19 protein-coding genes are annotated in these 22,240 nt (G+C 38.8%); 12 read left to right on the top strand and 7 right to left on the bottom strand.

All coding sequences use genetic code 11. The features are described from left to right. The first annotated feature begins 24 nt into the window (after window positions 1-24). Window positions 25-858, top strand: a complete 834-nt coding sequence (proB, locus tag B4C08_RS01440; protein ID WP_296090462.1) for a glutamate 5-kinase — start codon at window positions 25-27, stop codon at window positions 856-858. Next, window positions 855-1,634: a pyrroline-5-carboxylate reductase gene (gene proC, locus B4C08_RS01435; RefSeq protein ID WP_296662264.1), complete on the top strand. Its 780-nt coding sequence runs from the start codon at window positions 855-857 to the stop codon at window positions 1,632-1,634. The genes proB and proC overlap by 4 nt, the downstream gene beginning before the upstream one ends. Window positions 1,635-1,636: 2 nt before the next feature. Here the strand turns inward: proC and B4C08_RS01430 are convergent, their stop codons facing one another. Continuing rightward, window positions 1,637-2,458 (bottom strand): GNAT family N-acetyltransferase, encoded by an 822-nt coding sequence (locus tag B4C08_RS01430; protein ID WP_296662263.1) that lies wholly within the window; start codon window positions 2,456-2,458, stop codon window positions 1,637-1,639. Between the two features lie 2 nt (window positions 2,459-2,460). Beyond that, window positions 2,461-3,843 (bottom strand): MATE family efflux transporter, encoded by a 1,383-nt coding sequence (locus B4C08_RS01425; RefSeq protein ID WP_296010750.1) that lies wholly within the window; start codon window positions 3,841-3,843, stop codon window positions 2,461-2,463. 55 nt (window positions 3,844-3,898) lie between these two features. On the opposite strand from B4C08_RS01425, the gene B4C08_RS01420 reads away from it, so the two are divergent. The 6 genes from B4C08_RS01420 (at window position 3,899) to pdxT (ending at window position 9,858) form a co-directional block, all read left to right on the top strand. After that, window positions 3,899-5,398, top strand: a complete 1,500-nt coding sequence (locus tag B4C08_RS01420; protein ID WP_296662262.1) for an OmpA family protein — start codon at window positions 3,899-3,901, stop codon at window positions 5,396-5,398. Window positions 5,399-5,403: 5 nt separating this feature from the next. Next, window positions 5,404-5,874 (top strand): low molecular weight protein-tyrosine-phosphatase, encoded by a 471-nt coding sequence (locus B4C08_RS01415; RefSeq protein WP_296662261.1) that lies wholly within the window; start codon window positions 5,404-5,406, stop codon window positions 5,872-5,874. A gap of 78 nt (window positions 5,875-5,952) precedes the next feature. Continuing rightward, complete coding sequence (locus B4C08_RS01410) at window positions 5,953-6,870, top strand: LysR family transcriptional regulator (RefSeq protein WP_296662260.1); 918 nt, start codon at window positions 5,953-5,955, stop codon at window positions 6,868-6,870. 108 nt (window positions 6,871-6,978) lie between these two features. Further along, on the top strand, window positions 6,979-8,259 hold the full coding sequence (locus tag B4C08_RS01405; protein ID WP_296662259.1) for an O-acetylhomoserine aminocarboxypropyltransferase/cysteine synthase family protein: 1,281 nt from the start codon (window positions 6,979-6,981) through the stop codon (window positions 8,257-8,259). Between the two features lie 166 nt (window positions 8,260-8,425). After that, window positions 8,426-9,304, top strand: coding sequence for a pyridoxal 5'-phosphate synthase lyase subunit PdxS (gene pdxS, locus B4C08_RS01400; RefSeq protein ID WP_296662258.1), 879 nt, complete (start codon window positions 8,426-8,428; stop codon window positions 9,302-9,304). Next, window positions 9,301-9,858 carry a pyridoxal 5'-phosphate synthase glutaminase subunit PdxT gene (pdxT, locus tag B4C08_RS01395; protein ID WP_296662257.1) on the top strand — a complete coding sequence of 186 codons (558 nt, stop codon included), beginning with the start codon at window positions 9,301-9,303 and terminating at the stop codon, window positions 9,856-9,858. The genes pdxS and pdxT overlap by 4 nt, the downstream gene beginning before the upstream one ends. Before the next feature lie 9 nt (window positions 9,859-9,867). Here pdxT and B4C08_RS01390 read toward each other — a convergent pair whose 3' ends face one another. Further along, entirely contained in the window at window positions 9,868-11,412 is a 1,545-nt protein-coding gene (locus tag B4C08_RS01390; protein WP_296662256.1) for a phospholipase D-like domain-containing protein, read from the bottom strand. 121 nt (window positions 11,413-11,533) lie between these two features. On the opposite strand from B4C08_RS01390, the gene B4C08_RS01385 reads away from it, so the two are divergent. The 4 genes from B4C08_RS01385 to B4C08_RS01370 are packed head-to-tail and all read left to right on the top strand — an operon-like array spanning window position 11,534 to window position 19,004. Beyond that, a complete protein-coding gene (locus B4C08_RS01385; protein ID WP_296662255.1) occupies window positions 11,534-15,469 on the top strand; it encodes a phosphoribosylformylglycinamidine synthase in 3,936 nt (1,311 codons plus the stop codon). Window positions 15,470-15,484: 15 nt separating this feature from the next. Continuing rightward, a complete protein-coding gene (locus B4C08_RS01380) occupies window positions 15,485-16,468 on the top strand; it encodes a thioredoxin family protein (protein WP_296662254.1) in 984 nt (327 codons plus the stop codon). Beyond that, on the top strand, window positions 16,468-17,742 hold the full coding sequence (locus tag B4C08_RS01375; RefSeq protein WP_296662253.1) for a hemolysin family protein: 1,275 nt from the start codon (window positions 16,468-16,470) through the stop codon (window positions 17,740-17,742). Before B4C08_RS01380 ends, B4C08_RS01375 begins: the two co-directional genes overlap by 1 nt. Next, entirely contained in the window at window positions 17,739-19,004 is a 1,266-nt protein-coding gene (locus B4C08_RS01370; protein ID WP_296662252.1) for a hemolysin family protein, read from the top strand. Before B4C08_RS01375 ends, B4C08_RS01370 begins: the two co-directional genes overlap by 4 nt. On the opposite strand, the gene B4C08_RS01365 is transcribed toward B4C08_RS01370, so the two are convergent. The 4 genes from B4C08_RS01365 to B4C08_RS01350 all read right to left on the bottom strand — a co-directional run bounded on the left by B4C08_RS01365 (window position 18,999) and on the right by B4C08_RS01350 (window position 22,238). Further along, on the bottom strand, window positions 18,999-19,649 hold the full coding sequence (locus tag B4C08_RS01365) for an AAA family ATPase (protein WP_296662251.1): 651 nt from the start codon (window positions 19,647-19,649) through the stop codon (window positions 18,999-19,001). The genes B4C08_RS01370 and B4C08_RS01365 overlap by 6 nt on opposite strands. A gap of 70 nt (window positions 19,650-19,719) precedes the next feature. Beyond that, the gene (locus B4C08_RS01360) at window positions 19,720-20,466 is read right to left on the bottom strand and encodes an RluA family pseudouridine synthase (RefSeq protein ID WP_296662250.1); all 747 of its coding nucleotides are present in this window, start codon (window positions 20,464-20,466) and stop codon (window positions 19,720-19,722) included. Window positions 20,467-20,511: 45 nt separating this feature from the next. Next, on the bottom strand, window positions 20,512-21,282 hold the full coding sequence (locus tag B4C08_RS01355) for an ABC transporter ATP-binding protein (protein WP_296662249.1): 771 nt from the start codon (window positions 21,280-21,282) through the stop codon (window positions 20,512-20,514). Continuing rightward, window positions 21,270-22,238 (bottom strand): FecCD family ABC transporter permease, encoded by a 969-nt coding sequence (locus B4C08_RS01350; RefSeq protein ID WP_296662248.1) that lies wholly within the window; start codon window positions 22,236-22,238, stop codon window positions 21,270-21,272. The genes B4C08_RS01355 and B4C08_RS01350 overlap by 13 nt, the downstream gene beginning before the upstream one ends. Between the last annotated feature and the right edge of the window lie 2 nt (window positions 22,239-22,240).

Here is a 22,240-nt window from a genome sequence, read left to right as displayed (position 1 = left end):
TTTAATCAATTTTAAGGAAGTTTTATGACACCGCAGGAAGTTATCGACAAGGCTAGGAAAATCGTAATAAAAATTGGAAGCAACACGCTTGCAAAGAACGACGGAACAATCAATGTGGATTTTATGGAAACATTTGCGTCGGAATGCGCGGCTTTGATTTCAAAGGGAAAGCAGATTATTGTTGTTTCTTCCGGGGCGCAGGTTGCAGGACTTTCCACGATAAGCGGCTGGGCGCATAAGGGCGACATTCATTACAGGCAGGCTTTGTGTGCGATTGGTCAGGTTGAGCTTATGGACAAGTGGCGTGAATCGTTCGGCAAGCAGAATCTTCATGCGGCTCAGCTTCTTCTTACAAAAGAGGACTTCATGGATTCCCACCGCACTTTGAATATAAGGAATACTTTATTCACGCTTGTTGACGAAGGCGTTGTTCCGGTTATAAATGAAAATGACTCTGTCGCCACGGACGAGTTCTGCATCGGAGACAACGACAATCTTAGCGCGCTTACTGCTGTTCTTTGGAGCGCGGACTTGCTAATTCTTTTTAGCGACATCGATGGAATCTACACGGATAACCCAAAGACAAATGAAAACGCCATGCTTGTTGAAACTGTTGAAAATATCAATGAACTTAAAAATCAGATTACAATCAACGGAAAAAGCTCTTTTGGAACTGGCGGAATTTCTACAAAGATTGAGGCGGCAAAAAAAACAACAGCTTCTGGAATTCCTCTAATACTTGCAAATGGAAAAAAAGAAAAAGCCTTGGAAAAACTTTGCAATGGAGAGTTGAAGGCCACGGTTTTTACAGCTGATGAAAATGCTTTATTTAATGCGATAATGGGAGGAAGCAAATGAAAATTGGATTCATTGGAATGGGAAACATGGCGAAGGCGATTGCCTCTGGCTTTATAACTTCAAGAAAAATCCAGAAAGAAGATATTTTTGCCTTTGCTCCGAATCAAGAAAAGCTTAAAAAGAATGCCAGCGAGATTGGCTTTGTTCCGTGCGAAAGCATTTTGTCTTTGGCGGATTTATGCGATGTTTTTATAATGGCGTGCAAGCCTTACCAGATAGAAGGTGTTCTTGCTGAAATAAAGGAAAGTCTTTTTGGAAAAGTTTTGGTTTCTGTTGCCGCTGGCTGGAGCTATGAAAGATTCCACGGGATTCTTGGAGATGATGTCCGTGTTCAGTGCATAATGCCGAATACTCCTGCGATGGTTGGAGAAGGCGTGATGCTTTTTGAAAAGGAAAATTCTTTAAATGCAGGCGAGCTTGAAAAAATAAAAGATTTGTTTTCTTCGCTTGGAATTATAGAAGAACTTCCTTCAAATCTTATGGGAATTGGCGGCGCAATAAGCGGCTGCGGTCCTGCATTTATGGATTTGATAATTGAAGCCTATGCTGATGCCGCTGTCAAATATGGAATTTCAAGGCAGACAGCTTATAAAATTGTTTCACAGACAATGCTTGGCAGCGCGAAGCTTCAGCTTGAAACAGGAATTCATCCGGGAGCTTTAAAAGATGCGGTTTGTTCTCCAGGCGGAACTACAATTCGTGGCGTGGATTCTCTTGAAAAAAATGGTTTGCGCGGAATTTGCATTTCAAGCATTGACGCTATAATGAAAAAATAAATTTATTTGTAGTAAAGCATTTCGTATTTTGCAAACGATATAAAGCCGGCTTTCTTGTATGCGCAGATTGCCGGTTTATTTTTTTTGTTTACGAACAAGACTGATTTTTTATTTTCTTTCTGAAATTCTTCAGCGAGCTTTTTTACAAGAGTTGAAGCAAAGCCTTTTGAGCGGAATTCTTTTTGTGTGAAAACTCCGCCAATCTGAATAAAATTTTTTGAAATTGCGTTTGTCTGGGCTTTTGCGCAAAATAAATTTTCTTTTTTGACTGCAAGAACTTTTTGTGTGCGAAGAATTTTTTCAAGTTTAAGTCTTTCAAGCGCAAGATTTATTTTTTTCCATTCAGGCAAAACTTCTTCTTGAGTATATGAAATGTGCAGCGGAAAAAGTTTGTCGGCGTCTTGCAAGGAGCATTTTGTAATTTCCAGATTTTTTGCTGAAATATTTTTGCTTTGCGTGTATTCCATAAAAAGCATTTCTCTTATGTCGTCCGGTTGAATTTTTTTCAGCTTGAAAATTAGCTTTCTGATTTTTTCCGCTTCGTTTTTTTCTCCCATTATGCAGGAAATTTTCTTTTCATAAAAAAAATTGCAAAGTTCTTTTTCACTTTCTTTTGTGGGCTTTGGAATAAAGCTTGTAAGAATTCCGCCTTCTGAAAAATAAAAAACGCCTAAGATTTCAGTTTCAAAAATTATATAAAGCTCTTTGCTTTTTTGCATTGCCATTTGCATAAGCTGGCTGCAAATCTTTTCATGCGGCAAAAGAAAGTTTTCTGCTTTGACAAAAAATTCTTCGTTTTCTGCGGCTTGGATAATTTTTGGCATTTTTAGTTTGTAATGTCTCTGAGCCATTTTCCAGATTTAAGGCGCAAAAGTCCCGCAAACGTTTTGAGAAATCCTTCTGAAAGCAAGCACAAGTAAATAAAGTTTGGCGGCAGATTAAAAACAAAAGCTGCTATGTATCCTGCAGGAATTGCAACGCACCACATCCAGAAAATGTCATGGAACGCGGCATATTTTGTGTCTCCTCCGGCGCGGCAAAATCCTACAATAAAGAACATACAGAATGCGTTGAACGGATAAAAACAAATCAGTTCTATAAGCATTTTTTTTGCTTGCAAGAGAATTGAAGAATCCACATTAAAAATGTACGGAAGCATTGATGAAAGCGGATAAAGGAAAAGTCCGATTAAAGCTGCGCAAGATGGAAGAAACCAGGCGAATCTGTAAGTGTAAAGTTTAGCTTCTTCAAAATTTCCGGCTCCGATTTTTTTGCCAAGGATTATTCCGGCCGCGTTTCCCGTTCCTATAAAGAAAACCCAAGTAAGCTGCGAAATTGTTCCTGTTATATTGAATGCTGCGATTGCGTCTGTTCCTGTATGCGCGAAAATGGAGTTCTGAAATGTTATTCCCATCCCCCAAGCGGTTTCGTTTAGCAGTACTGGCAATGCGACTGAAATATATTTTAAAACGAATTTCTTACTGAAAGAAAAATAGTTTTTTAAAGATCCTAGGATTTCAAATTTTTTCACAGATGAATATATCAAAAGAACAGAAGTTCCGGCTGCTCTTGAAATTACAGTTCCGATTGCGGCTCCGGCAACTCCCATTGGCGCAATTATAAAAAATTCAGTTTTTAGTCCGAATATAAAAATATAGTTGAAAACCGCGTTCAAGATAATTGAAATTGTTGTGCATATCATCGGAAGGTATGCATGGTTTGTGCTTTTGAATGCGAATTCAAATGGAAAAGTTATTGCAAGAAAAATATAGCTTATTGCAACATATTTTAAATATTTTGCGCCATACTGAATTACAACTGGATCTTTTGAATAAAGGCTGATTAAAAATTCCGGGATAAACAAAGCCGCTATTGTAAAAGCAATGGAAACAAAAATTGAAAATCCGAGCATTATTCCTAGCGTTTTTTGAATTCCCTTTATATCATTTTTTCCCCAGAATTGAGAAATAAAAATCGCGCCGCCAGAAGATGTTCCAAAAAGAATCATGTTCAGTATAAAATAAATTTGATTTCCAAGTCCTACTGATGCGATTTCCGCGGCTCCAAGCTGGCCCACCATGATTGTGTCTAGCATGTTTACAAAAACTTGCATTAAGTTTTGAAGAGTAATTGGAAGTGCAAGTGAAAAAAGTGTTTTGTAAAATCCAGGAAGATGTGTTCTTATTAAAGCTGCATTTTTTTCTGACATAAATTCTATTCTATAAAAAATGAAAGATTGTGTCATTACTGCCGATAATTTAAATATGAAGAAAATTTTTTTGTCAGCAGTATTTTTTTTGTTTTTTCAAAATGCTTTTTGCCAGAATGTGCTTTTAAAATATAACGGAAGTGGAAGCTATGTTTATATTGAGCGTACCGATGTAAGACGCTACGATAATGGAAAATATACTGGACTTGTTAGCCGGGAAGTCCGCTCGTTTATTGCTCCAACTTCTGTTCCTTCCGGCGGAAAATTTTCAGACAGATATTATGACGGAAGTTTTTTTATAGATGAAGCTACAAAGAGAAATTCACGTGAAGTAAATCTTGGCATAAACGGAGCAGTTCCTTCAAGCTTTAAAATTTCTTCAGATGGAATGCTGACAATGCTTGTTGACAATGGCTATCCGTCTTTTAGAAGTTTTCCATCTTTTACAAATCAGCGCATAAGCATCGGAGACAAATGGCAGGCAAAAGCCGAGCGTGTTGTTGATCCGCTTAACAAAGGAATTTTTACAAAGCTTCCGATTTTAGTTGAATACACTTATCTTAAGGACGAGCTTTTTCACGGAGAAGAAGTTTATGTTTTTAGCGCGCAATGGGCAACTCGCTACGGAATTTCCTACTGGGATTTTGCAGGCGACAAGGATTTGAAATCAGCGCAAGGAAGCCACAAAGCTACAATGTACGTAAGCAAAAAAAGTGGAAATGCTCTTGTTGTGCGCGATATGGTTGACGAAACTTTTATTTACAATGACGGCAACAGCTATTCGTTTAAAGGCTCGATTTCCATGTTCACGGAATATCCGCCGGCTTACGACAAAAGCAAACTTATTCCGGCGTTGCAGCGTGTAGCTTCTGTTTCGGAAAAAGAGCTTAAAGAAATTCTTGAAAAACCTGCGAATGAAAGCAACTGGATTGAAGGTGAAAAAAAATCTATTGATTCAATGAAAAACAATGATTTTGAATCCGGCATAAATTCAGGAAAAAGTAATTCTTCTTCCGCTGAAAAGAAAATTGCAAAGGCAGGAAATCAAACTTCTGGAGCAAAAACAAATGGAAGTGGCTCTGGAAAAATGAAAAATCAGTCTCAGAAAAAAAAGAATTCTATGGATGAAATTCAGTCAAAAATTTCAGCTGGAAAAAATCCCGCTTCAAATTCAAAGTCAGAAAAAAAAGTTATTGTGGAAAATACGGCGGCAGGAATTCGACTCACAATGCAAAATTTGAATTTTAAGCCGGACAGCGCAGAGCTTTTGCCTGGAGAAAATGAGCGGCTGGATCAAATTGCGCAGGTTCTAAAAGAAGTTCCTGAGCAGATGTTTCTTGTAGAAGGACACACTGCAAGCGTTGGCTATGAAAAAGGCGAAATGAAGCTTTCTGTTGAGCGCGCAGATTCTGTTGCAACTGCTTTGATTCAAAGAGGAATTCCACGTGAAAAATTTATATGCAAAGGCTCAGGCGGAACAAAACCAATTGCGGACAACTCAACTTCTGAAGGAAAAGCAAAAAACCGCCGTGTAGAAATTACGATTTTGGAATAGAAGCTATGATAAAAATTCTTTTTGTTTGCCACGGAAATATTTGCCGTTCTCCAATGGCTGAATTTGTAATGAAATTTCTTGTAAAAAATGCTGGGCTTGAAAATAATTTTTTAATTGAATCAAAAGCTACAAGCACGGAAGAAATTGGAAATCCGCCGCATCCTAAAACTTTAAAAAAGCTTGCGCAGCAGGGAATTCCTGTTTTTCCGCATAAGGCTGTTCAAATGAAAAAATCTGATGCTGAAAAATACGATTTTATAATTGGAATGGATAATTTTAATTTAAAAAATATTCAGCGGATTTTGGGAAGCAACTTTAATAAAAATGTTTTTCTTTTGCTTGATTTTACTTCACGGCCCGGAAATATCGCAGATCCTTGGTATACAGGAAATTTTGATGAAACTTTTAACGACATTTGGGAAGGATGCTCTTGTTTTTTGCAAAAATTAACTAAAGGAAGTTTTGGAAAGGGTTAAAAATTGTTTTTAAACTACCGTTAGTTAACCAAGAATAACGATAGTTAGTTTCTATATTATTTATATTAGGATATTTTTATGACATTGCAGCAGCTTCATTACATTATAGGCGTTTCAGAATCTGGCTCTTTGAACAAGGCGGCGGAAAACCTTTATGTTTCGCAGCCTTCCCTTACATCCGCGATAAAGGAAGTTGAAAAGGAATTCAGTATTTCAATTTTCAACCGTTCAAGCAAGGGAATTTCTTTGACACAAGATGGAAAGGAATTTATTCAGTATGCCCGGCAGATTTATGCGCAGTATGAGAATCTTTTGGAAAAATTTGGAGAAGGATTTCAGCGTAAGAAAAAATTCAGCGTGTCGTGCCAACATTATTCTTTTGCCACAAAATCTTTTGTTGAACTTGTAAAAAAATTCGGAACTTCAGAATATGAATTTTCGATTTTTGAAACAAAGACTCTTGACGTAATCGAAAATGTTGCGACCCAAAAAAGTGAAGTAGGAATTCTTTATATGAGCGATTTCAACAGAAAGGCAATCAAGAAAATTTTAAATGCAAATGATCTTGTTTTTGAAAAGCTTATTGACTGCAAAGCTTATGTTTATCTTTGGAAAAATCATCCGCTGGCAAAAAAAACTTCAATTTCTCTTGAAGAGCTAAAAGATTATCCGTGCCTTTCTTTTGATCAGGGCGGAAACAGCTCATTTTATTTCGCAGAGGAAATTCTCACGGAAAACGAATATCCAAAAACAATCAAGACAAGCGACCGCGCCACAAATTTAAATCTTATGGTCGGCTTGAACGGATACACTCTTTGCTCGGGAATAATTTGCGAAGAACTAAATGGCTCTGATTTTGTTGCTGTTCCTTTTAAATCTGACAAGGAAAATCCGAACAGCATAATGGAAATCGGATACATTTTAAAGAAAAACATAATTCTTTCAAAGACAGGCGAAGAATATATTGAGCAGCTGAAGTCTTATTTAAAGGCATAGCTCGTTATAAAAGAAATCTATATCTCCGCATAAAAATTTAATATTATTCATGCCTTTTGAAATTTGCTATTCTTTCCTCAGAAAATAAAACTTTGCTTGGAGGAAAATATGAGCTACAAATTCGAAACGCTTCAACTTCATGTAGGACAGGAAAACGCTGACCCGGCCACAGATTCAAGGGCTGTTCCAATTTATCAGACAACGAGCTATGTATTTCATAATTCACAGCATGCGGCGGATCGCTTTGGACTAAAAGATGCTGGAAACATTTACGGACGCTTGACAAATTCAACACAAGATGTTCTTGAAAAAAGAATTGCGGCTCTTGAAGGCGGAGTTGCTTCTCTTGCAGTTTCTTCCGGCGCGACTTCTATAACTTATGCAATTCAGGCTTTGGCAAAACAAGGCGAACATATTGTTGCGCAAAAAACAATTTACGGTGGAAGTTATAATTTGCTTGCCCACACTTTGCCGCTTTACGGAATAACAACAACTTTTGTTGATGCCCATAATCTTTCTGAGCTTGAAAATGCGATTCAGCCTAACACAAAAGCTGTTTATATTGAAACTTTGGGAAATCCGAATTCTGATATTCCAAACATCGGCGCTATTGCAAAAATTGCGCACAAGCACGGACTTCCGCTTGTTATTGACAATACTTTTGGAACTCCGTATTTGATTCGCCCGATTGAGCATGGAGCGGACATTGTTGTGCATTCCGCAACAAAATTTATCGGTGGACACGGAACAACTCTTGGCGGAATTATAGTTGACTCTGGAAACTTTGACTGGGAAAAATCCGGTCGCTATCCATGGATTTCTGAGCCTAACCCAAGCTATCATGGAGTTTCGTTTTCTAAGGCTGCTGGAAAGGCTGCTTTTGCAACTTACATCCGCGCGATTTTGCTGCGTGATACAGGAGCTGCGATTTCTCCGTTTAACGCTTTCCTTCTTCTTCAAGGTGTAGAAACTTTGTCGCTTAGAATTGAACGCCATGTTGAAAATACCAAAAAGGTTGTCGAGTACTTGAAAAATAATCCGCTTGTTGAAAAAGTGAATCATCCTTCGTTGCCAGAGCATCCTGACCATATGCTTTATGAAAAATATTTTCCGAACGGCGGTGCCAGCATTTTTACTTTTAATATCAAGGGCGGAAAAGAAGAAGCATGGAAATTTATTGACAGCCTGAAAATTTTCAGTTTGCTTGCAAATGTTGCGGATGTAAAATCGCTTGTTATTCATCCGGCTTCAACAACTCACAGCCAGCTTTCTGATGCAGAGCTTGCAGACCAAGGAATTGCCCAGAATACAATCCGCCTTTCCATTGGAACTGAACATATCGATGATATAATTGCCGACTTGGAAAATGGATTCAATGCATTGAAATAATTTTCTTTAACTAAGGTTTCCCCGGTTTTCTTTTATAGATTTCCGGGGATTTTTTTTGCGAAAAATGAAATTTAACTGATATTATCAAAATTTAAGAAAACTGAATATTTATATCATACCAGATTTTTGTTAGTTTTTTTACAAATAAAATTATGCGAGGAAAAATATGGAATCAGGAAAACAGTACGAATTGAATAAAAATCTTGCCCAGATGCTTAAAGGTGGCGTGATTATGGACGTTACAACTCCAGAGCAGGCAAAGATTGCAGAAGAAGCTGGAGCTTGCGCGGTAATGGCTCTTGAGCGGATTCCGGCGGATATAAGAGCGGCTGGCGGCGTTTCCAGAATGAGTGATCCAAAAATGATAAAAGGAATTCAAGAAGCGGTTTCAATTCCTGTAATGGCAAAGTGCCGCATTGGACATTTTGTGGAAGCACAGATTTTGGAAGCAATTGAAATTGACTATATTGATGAAAGTGAAGTTCTTTCTCCTGCCGATGATGTTTATCACATCAACAAGAAAAATTTTAAAGTTCCGTTTGTATGCGGTGCAAAAGATTTGGGTGAAGCTTTAAGAAGAATTAGCGAAGGCGCGTCAATGATTAGAACAAAAGGCGAGCCTGGAACCGGAGATATAATTCAGGCTGTCCGCCACATGAGAAAAATGAATTCTGAAATTTCAAGAATCATTTCTATGCGTGAAGACGAGCTTTATGAAGAAGCAAAAAATCTTCAAGTTTCTTATGAGCTTGTAAAGTTTGTGCATGAAAACAAAAGATTGCCTGTTGTTAATTTTGCGGCTGGCGGTGTTGCAACTCCTGCCGATGCGGCTCTTATGATGCAGCTTGGTGCGGAAGGAGTTTTTGTTGGTTCTGGAATTTTCAAGTCAGGAAATCCAAAGAAAAGAGCGGCTTCAATTGTAAAGGCTGTTACAAATTTCAATGATGCAAAACTTATTGCCAAGCTTTCAGAAGATTTGGGCGAAGCTATGGTTGGAATCAATGAAAGTGAAATAGCTATTCTTATGGCAGAGCGCGGAAAATGAGAGTGGCAGTTCTTGCGCTTCAAGGTGCGTTTTTAGAACACGAGAAAATGCTTGAGTCTTTGAGCGTGCCTTGCTTTGAGCTTAGAAAAAAATCGGACTTGGAAAAAGACTTTGATGCTATTGTTCTTCCGGGCGGAGAAAGCACAGTGCAGGGAAAACTTTTGCATGAGCTTGAAATGTTCGAACCATTAAAGCAACGCATTGAATCTGGAATGAAAGTTCTTGCAACCTGCGCAGGTCTTATTCTTCTTGCTGAAAAAATCGAAAATGACTCAAGAATTCATTTTGGAACAATGCCGGTTTGCGTAAAAAGAAATGCTTACGGCCGCCAGCTTGGAAGTTTTTTTGCAGAGGAAACTTTCGGGAATCTTGGAAAAATTCCAATGACTTTTATCCGCGCGCCTTATATTGAAAGTACCCGGGAAGATGTTGAAATTCTTTCAAAAGTTGACGGAAAAATTGTTGCTGCAAAGTTTAAAAATCAAACTGCGCTTAGTTTTCATCCGGAACTTAACAGCGATACAAGGCTTTACGAATGGTGGATTAAAAGCTGAATGAAATTTCTAAACTAGCGGCGCGAAAATTCTAAAAATTCTTCCAAGCATTTTTACAATCAGCGGAAGTTTTTTATAGTCGTCCAATGTCATTTCTTTGCACGAAAGTTTTGTAAGCTCAATGTCTCGCTGGATTTTTTCTATAACGGATTTCTTGTAAATAAGAAGTCCGTCTTCAAAGTGATGGAAAAGGCTTCTGTAGTCAAGGTTTATTGAGCCTACAGTTGCTATTTTTCCATCGCTTGTAAAAAGTTTTGAATGTATAAATCCCGGCAAGTAAAGATAGACGTGGACTCCGTTTTCAACAAGTGTCTTTAAAAAAGTTTTTCCAATGCAAAATGTCAAAAAATGGTCAGGCTTGGAAGGAACGATAAGAGAAACGTTTATTCCTCTGCTTGCCGCAAAAATCAGCGCGCTTTTTAGCTGATTGTCGATTATGATATACGGAGTTGTTATGCAGACATTTTGTGTTGCCTTTGACGAAATGTAGAGGCAGATGTTTTCTGCGATGTCTTTTTCATTGTAAGCGTTATCGGCATAAGGAATCAAAAGTCCTTCGCTGAAATGTTTTTCCTGCGCTAATGGAAAAAACTTTTCGTAACTTTTGTTCTCTTTCTTTTCTGGAAATTTTGCGAGGTTCCACATTTGCAGAAAAAGCGCGGTGTAAGTTTTTGTTGCGTTTCCACGGATTTTTGCAGCGGAATCTTTCCAGTATGAAAACTTGTTTTGTCCAAAGTTAAAATATTCATTTGCAAGATTCAGTCCGCCTGTGTAAGAAATTTTTCCGTCGATTACTGCAATTTTTCTGTGGTCGCGGTTGTTCTGCTGCAAGTTGAAAACAGGAGTCAGCGGCATATAAATTTTTGATTTTATTCCAAGGCTTGCAAGGTATTTATGATAAATTTTAGTGGATGCAAGCACAGATCCGATTCCGTCGTAAAGAACTCTGACTTCCACTCCTTCGCTGACTTTTTGTTTTAGAACTTCAAGAATTTTCTGCCATGAGTCATCGGGCGTTATTATGAAAAATTCTAAAAAAATAAATTCCTTTGCGCTTTTAAGTTCCTGCATAAAATCCGGAAAGAAATCTTCCCCGCACGAAAAATATTCAACATCAGAGTCTGTGTATGCGGGAAAATTTCCGCTCTTGTAAAGATAAAATGCAAGGTCGGAAATTTCTGGAAATGATGTTTTTGTTTCCGCAGATTTTGGAACGAATTTCCAGGTTTGAAGCTCGCTTTGTTCAATTTTGTTTTTGAGCCTGAAGTTCCGCGTTGCCATTTTTGTATAGACATAAAGTGAAATTCCGAACAGTGGAAAAATCATCGTTGGAAGAAGCCACGCGATTTTGAATTCGTTTTTTCCTTCGCAGTTTGAGAGGTAAGCCATAAAAATAAAGCTTAAAAGCAAGTTGACTCCTGCAAAGTAAAAGAAGTATGGAGAAAACTTTATTATGAAAAACAGATACATGCAAATCTGCATTGCAAGCAACAAAAAGCAGAAAACCACACGGCTGTAAATAAAACGCTTAAAAAGCTTTAGTTTTTTCTTCATATAATAAATTTATTCAAACCGCATTTTATTTTCAACAGAATTTAATGGAAATTGTTTATTGCATTGCGCTTCAAAATTCAGTTACGTTGAACAAATGGCGGTTTTGCTATAAAATATGCGAATGTTTCGTATCTATGTTGAAAGAAAGGCCGGTTTTCAGAATGAAGCGGCGCGGATTTTTTCCGAGATTACAGGTTTTTTAGGAATTGGTGGAGTTACCGGCGTCCGTTATTTCAACCGGTATGACATAGAAAATGTCGCAGACGAAGTTGCAAAGGCTTCTGCTGTAAGAATTTTTTCCGAGCCTCAAAGCGATTTTGTTATTTACGATTCACTTGAAGTTCCTGCTGATGTTACTCAGATTATATGGGAATATCTTCCGGGGCAGTATGACCAGCGTGCGGACAGCGCAGAACAGTGTCTTACACTTTTGCGTGAAGGAATGAAGTCTGCCACAAAAGTCGGAACAGAGCCGCCTGCTGTAAGATGCGCAAAAATTGTTTTTCTTGAAGGAAGCGTTTGCGCAGATGACGTTTTAAAAATCCAAAAATATCTTATAAATCCGGTTGACAGCCGGCTTACAGACAGTTCAAAGCCTGCAACTCTTAAAATGTCTTCTATTATACCAGCTGATATTGCAGTTGTGTCTGGATTTATTTCAAAATCAGAAAGCGAACTTGATTCATATAGAAAAGAACTTGGTCTTGCCATGGATTTGGCTGATGTTAAATTTATGCAAGATTACTTTAAGTCAATAAACCGTGATCCGACCTTTACAGAAATCCGCGTTTTGGACACTTACTGGTCAGACCATTGCCGCCATACAACGTTCCTTACAGTTTTGGACGATGTAAAAATTGAAGACGGACCTTATGCTTCCGCATTAAAAAAATCGCTTGAAAATTATAAAGCTGTGCGAGCCGATTTGTATGCCGACCGCAAAGACAAGCCTGTTACTTTGATGGACATGGCCTGCATTGGAGCAAAGTATCTTCGCAAGCACGGAAAACTTGACGACCTTGAAGTTAGCGCGGAAATAAATGCCTGCTCTGTTTTTATAGATGTTCATTACACAAGCGGCGAGCCTGACGAACGCTGGCTTTTGCAGTTTAAAAATGAAACTCACAATCATCCTACAGAAATTGAACCTTTTGGTGGAGCGGCAACTTGTATTGGAGGGGCAATCCGTGATCCTCTTTCTGGACGTTCCTGGGTTTATCAGGCAATGCGTGTTACTGGAGCTGCTGACCCTACAGTTCCTTTAAGCCAGACGCTTCCTGGAAAACTTCCGCAGATGAAACTTACACGCGAAGCTGCCCAGGGGTTTTCTTCCTATGGAAATCAGATCGGCTTGACTACAGGACAAGTTTCTGAAGTTTATCATCCGGGCTACGTTGCTAAGCGCATGGAGCTTGGAGCGGTTATTGCTGCTGCTCCTTGTGATCAGGTTATGCGCGAAGAACCTGAAACAGGAGATGTTGTAATTCTTCTTGGCGGTGGAACTGGACGCGATGGAATTGGAGGCGCAACTGGTTCTTCAAAAGTTCACGATGTGAAGTCTGTTGCAACTGCTGCAGCCGAAGTTCAAAAAGGAAACGCTGTAGAAGAGCGTAAAATTCAACGCCTTTTTAGAAACAAAGATGTGTGCCGTATGATTCGCCGTTCAAACGATTTTGGCGCGGGCGGAGTTTCTGTTGCGGTTGGCGAGCTTGCTCCTGGGCTTGATATAAACCTTGATGCTGTTCCAAAAAAATATGAAGGTCTTGACGGAACAGAACTTGCAATTTCAGAAAGCCAGGAAAGAATGGCTGTTGTTGTACGCAAGGAAGACGCTCAGAAATTCATATTGGAATGCAATAAAGAGAATTTAAATGCGGTTGTAGTCGCAGTTGTTACAGATACAAACAAACTTGTAATGAAGTGGCGCGGAAAAACAATCGTAGACATTGACCGTTCTTTCCTTGATACAGCTGGAGCAGAACATCATGCGGTGGCTTCAATAGAAAGTCCTGCAGAACAGAAAAATTCCCCTTTGGTTCATCCTCTTGAATCAGTTGAAAAAATTCTTCTTGAAGATTCAGAAAATCCGGACATAAAAGAAGCGTGGCTTTGCAATATGAACGACTTGGCTTGTTGCAGTCAGCGCGGACTTGGCGAGCGGTTTGACGGTTCTATTGGAGCAAGTTCAGTTCTTATGCCTTACGGTGGAAAATATCAGGGAACGCCAGAAGCAGGAATGGCTGCAAAAATTCCAGTTGTTTCCCCGCGCGAAACTTCTACAGTCAGCCTTATGAGCTACGGTTTTGATCCTCGTGTTTCCCAGTGGTCGGCATGGCACGGCGCGCAGGTTGCAGTTCTTTCTAGCTTGGCAAAAATTGCCTGTATGGGCGGAAAAACCGACACTTGCCGTCTTACATTCCAGGAATTTTTCGGACGTGCTGTAACAGAAAAAACTTGGGGTTATCCTGCAGCCGCATTGCTTGGTTCTATTGATGCCCAGCTTGCAATGGGAACTGGCTCAATCGGCGGAAAAGACTCAATGTCTGGAACTTTTGAAAATCTTAATGTTCCGCACACATTGGTTTCTTTTGCCGTGAATGTTGATGATGTAAAAAATGTTGTGAGTGGTTCTTTCAAAAAAGCGGGAAGCAAAGTTTTCCTTGTGAGCGTTCCATATTCTGCGGAGCTTGTCCCAGATTTTGAAGTGTTCAAGAAAAACACTGCTGCGCTTTACAAGCTTAACAGCCAGAAAAAAATAAATACGATGTATCCGGTTTGCGCCGGCGGAATTGCAGAAGCATTGAGCAAAATGTCGCTTGGAAATAAAATCGGAGTTTCCTTGGACACAATTCCTTTAAGCTGCACAGCTGCCTCTGGAATAAAAGAAGCTGACGTTAGCGATTTGTTTACTCCGCTTTATGGTTCGATTTTAGTTGAGTCGGATTTTGACCTTGATTCAGAAAAAGATTTTGCTGAAGGAACTGTTTCTAAAATTGGAGAAACTATTTGCGAGCCTAGCATTGAACTTGAAGATGTAAAAATTTCTCTTGATGAAATTGAATCTGCATGGGAATCAAAGCTTGAAAAAGTTTTCCCTCCAGTTTCTGGCGCAGAGCTTCAGCCTTCATTGCCTTCTTTTGCATTGAAAGAACACGAGTCGCTTGAGGAAGCTAGGAAAAAATCTTCTTCCTTTGAATATTCTGCTGGAAAGACAAAGCCAAAAGTTGTAATTCCTGTTTTCCCTGGAACAAACTGCGAATACGACATGGCACGCGCATTTAACTTGAATGGCGGAGAAACAAAAATTGTTGTGTTCCGCAACAGAACTCCAAAAGATTTGGCTGAATCCTTAGATTTGTTTAAGGCGGAAATTGACAAGGCTCAAATTCTTGCTTTTGCAGGTGGATTCAGCGCAGGAGACGAGCCGGACGGTTCAGGAAAATATATAGCTAATGTAATCCGCGAGCATAGAATTGCAGACAGCATAATGGAGCTGCTTAAAAAGCGCGATGGCCTTGTGCTTGGAATTTGCAACGGTTTTCAGGCACTTATAAAAACAGGTCTTGTTCCTTATGGCGAAATAAAAGAGCCTTCCGCAGATATGCCGACACTTACTTACAATAAAATCGGACGGCACATAAGCAGAGTTGTGCGCACAAGGATGGTCAGCGCAAAAAGTCCATGGGCGCAAGATTTTAGTGTTTTGAATTCAAAGATTCACCTTATTCCAATAAGCCATGGAGAAGGACGCATTGTAATCAGCGAAGAACTTGCAAAAAAACTTTTTGAAAATGGGCAAGTCTTTACTCAATATGTTGACGAAAATGGAATTCCTTCAAGAACTGAGCCAGACAACCCTAATGGAAGCCTTTTTGCAATTGAAGGTCTTACAAGTCCAGATGGCCGTGTTCTTGGAAAAATGGGACACAATGAGCGAACAATGGGAACTGACAACGGCGGCTCAAGCATTGACCTTATAAAAAATATTGCGGGAATGGATTCAAATGAAAGTTCTTGCCAGAATATTTTTGCAGCAGGAATAAGATATTTTAACTAATTTGTGGAGAGAAAAATGAAAAGAAATGGAATTTTTATTGCAGCTTTTGCAACAGTATTTCTTCTTGCTTCATGCGGCGCGCCAAAGTGGTATTCAGATTTTGATTCTGCAAAGGAAGCTGCAAAAAAGCAAAAGAAGGATATTTACCTTTTGTTCAGCGGAGATGACTGGGCGGAAACAAGCAAGCCTTTTAAGGAAAATATTGTTTTAACAAAAGATTTTTCAAAGGAATTTGGAAAAGAATATGTTTTTGCAAATTTGGATTTTTCTCAGACTGAATATGCAAAGACAAATGTTCCAGAAAATGCTTCAGAAGAAGAACTAAAATCCGCCGCGAAAATCAAAAAGTCCTACGAAAAAAAGGAATTGCTTGCGCGCTATTATAATGTCCGCAAATGGCCATGCGCATATCTTGTTTCAAAAGACGGATATGTTTTGGCTTATGTTGATTTTGATGAAAAAAACGAAAGCACTTTTGAAGAGTACTCTGCAAAAATGAAAGATGCCGGACAGGAAGCTTTAAAGACAAAAGAGTTGATAGAAAAAGTTGAAAAATCTTCCGGCATAGAAAAAGCTCAGGCTATAAATGAGTTGGTTGAAAATACAAGGCAAGAACATTGTTTCCTTTTAAAAGATTTGATTCAGGAATTTATTGTGCTTGACTCGCAGGACTCAACAGGACTTTTGGGAGATTATGAAGTTCGCAACGCTTACAATAAATCGCTTGAAGCATTTGCGCAAGGAAAAGATCCCGCCGAGCCTTTCGAGCAGATTGCGGAAAAAAGTTCCCTTTCAGATTTGCAGCGTCAAGAAGCAATGTACATGGCGGCTTATGTTCTTGTAAATTTGCCGGATATTGATTTTGAGCGTGTTCAGCAGTGCTTGGAAAAAGCCTACAGCATAAAAACAGAAGGCGGATATTCAGAGGAAATCTTAAAGGCTTTGGAAACCGTGCGCAAATTTTCAGCAATAAAAGAAAATCAGGAGAGCAAAAAGTAGTGGATTCTCTGGCTGTTCCCTTGCCGGCACTTTTGGCAACTGCGGTAGTTCTTATTGTTCTTTCGACAATTTTTTCCGCCGCAGAAAGCGCTTTTTTTTCAGTTAACAAACTCCGTGTGCGCCTTTTGCGTGGAAAGCAAGACAAGCGCGCAATCCGTGTTTGGAATCTTCTTAAAAACAAAGACAGGCTTATAAATACTCTTCTTGTTGGAAACAATATCGTCAACATTGCCCTTTCAGCAGTTTTTACTTTTATAGCGGTCGGACTTTTTGGTTCGGCTGGAATCGGGCTTGCAACTTTTGCCGTAACAATTTTGCTTTTGGTTTTTGGTGAAATTACGCCTAAAATTATTGCAACGCATCATCCAGAAGCGGTCGCGTTTTTCTTTAGTTTTTTTGTTCAGGTTATTGAAACGCTTCTCTTTCCGCTTGTAATGGTTTTCACTTCTTTTTCAAGGCTTGTGCTGAAAGTTTTTAAAATCAATGTAAAGCCAAAAAAAGTTTCTTACACTGAAGAGGAAATAAAAACTTTCTTGGACGTTGGATGCGAGCAGGGAATTTTAAAAGTGAATGAAAAAAACATGATGTCTCAGGTTTTTAAGTTTACTGACCTTGAGGCAAAGGACATTATGATTCCCCGCAAGCAAATCAAAGCTGTGAGCGTAAATGATTCTTATTCCGACATTATTGAAAAAGCCCAGCGTTTTGGTTTTTCCCGCTTCCCAGTTTATAAAAAAGACATTGATGATATTGTGGGAATTATCTATATAAAAGATATGCTGTCGTTCAAAAACAGGACTTCAGAGTTTAGTGTGCAAAAGACAATGCGTCCTCCCCTTTTTATTCTTGAAACAAAAAAAATGTCCGGAGTTCAGCAGATGCTTTGGGAAAACCGGCAGAGCATGGCAGTTGTAATTGATGAATATTCTGGAACTTACGGAATTTTAACAAGAGAAGATATTGTCCGTGAAATTTTTGGTCCTGTTACAGATGGAAAAAATATCCGTGCGCATAAAGCAAATCTTATAATTGAAAATACTCACGAATGCGAAATTGACGGTTTTGCTCGTCTTATTGATTTGAATGAAAAGCTTGGAATAAATCTTTCCTCTGAAAATTGCGAAACTATAGGCGGCTTTATTTGCGAAAAACTTGGCTCAATTCCGCAGGAAGGAAATTTCGTTGTTGCGGAAGGATATAAATTCACCGTTATAAAAATGGAAGACAACCGTGTAAAAAAAATCAAAATGCAAAAAGACGGAGAGCAAAAATGAGCGCGTTTTATATTCTTTTGAATCTTTTTGCAATTGCATTCCTTTTGTTTTTAGGCGCATTTTTTTCAGCGACAGAAACAGCCTTTACCAGCATTTCAAGAATTTCTGTAAGGCAAATGCTCAAGGAAAATTCAAAGAATTCAATAAGAGTTTACAAAATAAAATCGGAACTTGACCAGCTTATTTCAACTGTTTTAATAGGAACAAATTTTGTAAATACCCTGAACTCTTCGATTGCTACGGCTTTTGCACTAAAAGTTTTCGGGGCGGAATATGTTTCGTTTGCCACTGCCGCAATTACGGTTTTGGTTATTGTTTTTGCTGAAATAATTCCAAAGACATTTGCAAGTTTTAATCAGAAATTTGTAACGCAGAATTCAGCTGTTCCAATTTTGATTATTCAAAAAGTATTTTTTCCTGTAATATGGCTTTTCTTTCAGTTTACAAAGCTTCTTGATTTTCTTGAAAAAAAACTTGTAAAGGCAAAACGCCCTTTGATTACAGAAGAAGAACTGAAGGCGCTTATTGCAATCGGGGAAAACGAAGGCACTCTGGAGCAGGACGAGCGTAAAATGCTTGAGCGGATATTTGAATTTTCAGACTTGAATGTTCACAATATAATGAGGCATCGTTCGCTTGTGCGCCATATTTATGCATCGGATTCTTTTGAAAATGTAATAAAAGTTTTTGAAGAAACCGGCTACTCAAGAATTCTGGTTTATGAAAATGGCAGTGAAGAAATTGTGGGCGTGCTTTATTTTAAAGATGTTCTTTTCGCTGATAAAAAAATTTGCTCTTGCAATGATTTTGTGCGCCAATGTATGCAGCCTGTTCTTTTTGTGCCGGAAACTTTGAGCGCGATTGAGCTTTTAAAGAAATTCAAATCTGAAAAAAACAATTTCGCAGTTGCTGTAAATGAATACGGTGAAATGACAGGAATTGTAACTTTGGATAATATTCTGCATGAAGTCTTTGGAAGAATTACAGATGAGCACGGCATGGCAGATGTTCCTCCAGAAAAGCGCATAACACTTGTTGGTGTGAATGAATTTCTTGTTCCTGGAGACATGAAGCTTGATGACTTGAACAATGTTCTTTACATGAATCTTTCAAGTGAAAATTTTGACACTTTAGGCGGATGGCTTCTTGAGCGGTTTGACGAGCTTCCGGCTGTAGGCTCTGTATATAAAAAAGACGGGACGCTTTTTATTGTTGAAGATCAAAGTGCCCGTCGTATTCAGACTGTAAGAATCAAGTTATGATTCCTTTGCAATTTGTGCAATCATTTTTGCGGTTTTTTCCATTCCAAGGAGGGAACTGTTTATAAGCATATCGTAGTGCGCTCTGTTTCCCCAAGTGCGCTCTGTGAAAGTGTTGTAATGGTTTGCTCTTCTTTTGTCTATGAGCTTTACATCGCGTTCCGCTGTTGCAGGATCAAGTCCTTTTGTTTTTATTGCGTACTGAACTTTGTCAGCAAGCGGCGCATAAATAAAAATATTCAAAATATCTTTTCTGTCAATTTCCTCGCAGTGGCGCAAAACATAATCCGAGCAGCGGCCGACAATAACACAAGGTCCTTTTTTTGCAAGCTGAATTATGGCGTTTCTTTGCGCATTGAAAACCTGATCGGCAAGAGGAGCTGTTGATGTTGCAGAGTTCATTCCAAGATGCATTGAGCCTGTTCCCGGTGTGGCATAACTTGCTCCAAGCAAAAGAGTGTAAAGCCATCCAGAAGAAATGTTCTGTTCGTTCTTTTTTATAAAATCAGGATGAAGTCCAGAATCCTTTGCTGCAAGGTCGATTATTTCGTTATCATAAAACGGAATTCCAAGTTCCTTTGCCACGATACTTCCGATTGTATGTCCGCCGCTGCCATATTCACGGCTTATAGTTATGTACTTTTTCATGTTTGTCCTCCAGTTTTTTTATATTTTATCACAGTTTTTTAGGAAGCGCATGAATTTTTTTTAAGATTTTTTATGCCAGAGGATCTACCTTGAAAATTTTTGCAAGCTGATTTCTTACTGCGTCCAGGTCTTTTGGATAAGGAGCTGTAAAAACAATTTGCTCGCCTGTTTTTGGATGCGCAATTTCAATTGAATAAGCATGAAGCGCAAGTCTGTTTAAAAGAGGTCGTTCTTCGTAAACATCTCCGTTCCATTTTCGTTTGATGTCGCTAAGTCGGACGGGTTTTTGATTTCCTGAATAAAGAGGATCGCATACAATTGGAAATCCCGTGGACTGAAGATGAGCGCGAATTTGATGTGTTCTTCCAGTTTTTGGAAATGCCTTTATCCAAGTGTAAGGTCCGCAGTTTCCTACGACTTCAAGATAAGTTACGGACGGCTTTCCAAATTTTTTGTTGATTACAGTTCTGTGCCTGTCATCTCCATCTGGAAGAAGCGGAAGGTCTACTGTAAAATTGTCCCAAGCCGGATGTCCGTTTACAAGGCAATGATATATTTTTTTTACAGTTCTTTCTGTAAACTGCATTGAAATGTTTCTATGGGCTTCTGGAGTTTTTGCGTAAATTACAATTCCGCTTGTGTCCTTGTCAATTCTATGCACTGCAAAAAGGCTTCCGAATTCCTTTTCTGCAAGAAGATCCAGTCGCGGAGCTTCAGCATCGTATCTATCTGCGGCAACTAAAAGTCCGCTTTTTTTATTTAGTACAACAATTTCATCGTCGCTGTAAATTACTGTGTAACTAGGAGTTGTTTTCATAAAGTTATTTTAGCGGATTTTCTGTTTTTTACCAAGAGCGTTTTTTTAGAAGACTGCCAATGGAGTTTTGTAAACTGGATGGGTACAGATTTCTATATTTGCATTGTATGCTGCACAAAGGTTTTCTTTTGTCATAATTTGTTCTGGAGTTCCATAAAGACAAGGTTTGAATTTTGGGAGAAGCGCGATTTTCTGTGCGAACCTGGCGGCTGTATTTATATCGTGAATTGAAATAAGAATTCCAGTATTTTTTTCTTTTGCAATTGATTTTAAAAGAGATAAAAGCTCTTCTTGGTAAGTAAAATCTAGTCCTGCTACAGGTTCATCTAAAAGCATAAATTCTGTTTCTTGCGCAACGGCTCTTGCAATTCTAGCTTTTTGAAATTCTCCGCCTGAAAGTTCCAGAATGCTTTTGTTTGCCAAATTTTCTACATTAAGCTGTTCTATTGCTTTTTCTGCCGCATAAAAATCAGCTTTTGAATAGAATCCAGTAAAGTTTGTGTGCGGAAATCTTCCTGTAAGCACAATGTCTTTTACGCTGTAATCCCATGTCGGAAACTCTTTTTGCTGCATATAGGATACAGTTTTTGCTCTTTGTTTTATGTTAAGGCAAGAAATGGGTACAGATTCCTTTATATTTCCAAAAACTGGCTCTGTCTGTACCCCTGCCATTATTGAAAGCAATGTTGATTTTCCGCTTCCGTTTGGCCCTGAAAGACAGATGAACTCTCCTTTTTTTATAGAAATGTTTATGTTAAAAAGAATTTGATTTTTGTTCCAGCCTGCGTTGAGGTTGCAAACTTTTAGTTCATCCATTCTGTACCTCTTTTTTGCGAAAACAAAAGTGAAATAAAAAATGGCGCACCGAGTATTGCTGTAACTGTACCCACTGGAAGTTCTGCCGGGGAAATTATAGTTCTGCAAATGGTGTCAGAAAGAAGCAAAATTGAAGCGCCTGTAACCATTGAAAGAGGAACTACAGTTTTTGCCTTTGCTCCAAAGATTTTTCGTGTGATATGTGGCGCAATCAAGCCTATAAATCCTATTGTGCCGCCGGCGCATACTGCAGCAGAAACTGCCAATGCTCCAGAAATTAAAATTATAAGCTGAAGTTTTTTTACAGAAAGTCCTAGTGAAATAGCGTTTGTTTCGCCGCAGGAAAGAATGTCTAGTTTGAATATGCAAAGGCAAAAAATTACAACTGCACCCAAAAATGGTGGCAGAATAAACAAGAGTTCTTCCCAGCCCCTTCCGCTGAAGCTGCCTAGCATCCACATATAAATAGAATGAAGCTGCCGGTCATTTATGGAAAGCAAAATTGAACTGAATGCGGAATATAATGTGCTAAGCGCAGTTCCGCAAAGCAAAAGTGTTGACGGCGTTTTTTTTCCGGCTATGGCTATTACAAGTGCTCCAGAAATCAGTGCGCCCAAAAAAGAGCCAAACTGCAAGGACGAAAAAAAAGTTGTATTGAAAATTCCTGCGCAAGAAGCTAAAACTGCTCCCAATGTTGCGCCGGAGGAAACTCCCATTATTCCTGGTTCTGCAAGCGGATTTCTAAAAAACAACTGGAACACAGAGCCACTTCCGGCTAAAGTTATGCCTGCGATAAGGCAAAGAATTGTGCGTGGAAGTCTTATGTTAAAAAAGACTATTTTTGAAAAACTGTCACCGTTGCAGAATACTTCTGAAATCTTTATTTGTTCAGCTCCCAGAATCAAAGAGAAAAATATGCTTGCTGCAAATATTATAAACAGTGATGCTTTTTTCATTT

This window comes from Treponema sp. UBA753, from assembly GCF_002297325.1.
Lineage (GTDB): Bacteria > Spirochaetota > Spirochaetia > Treponematales > Treponemataceae > Treponema_D.
This window is presented reverse-complemented; position numbering and strand designations above follow the sequence as displayed.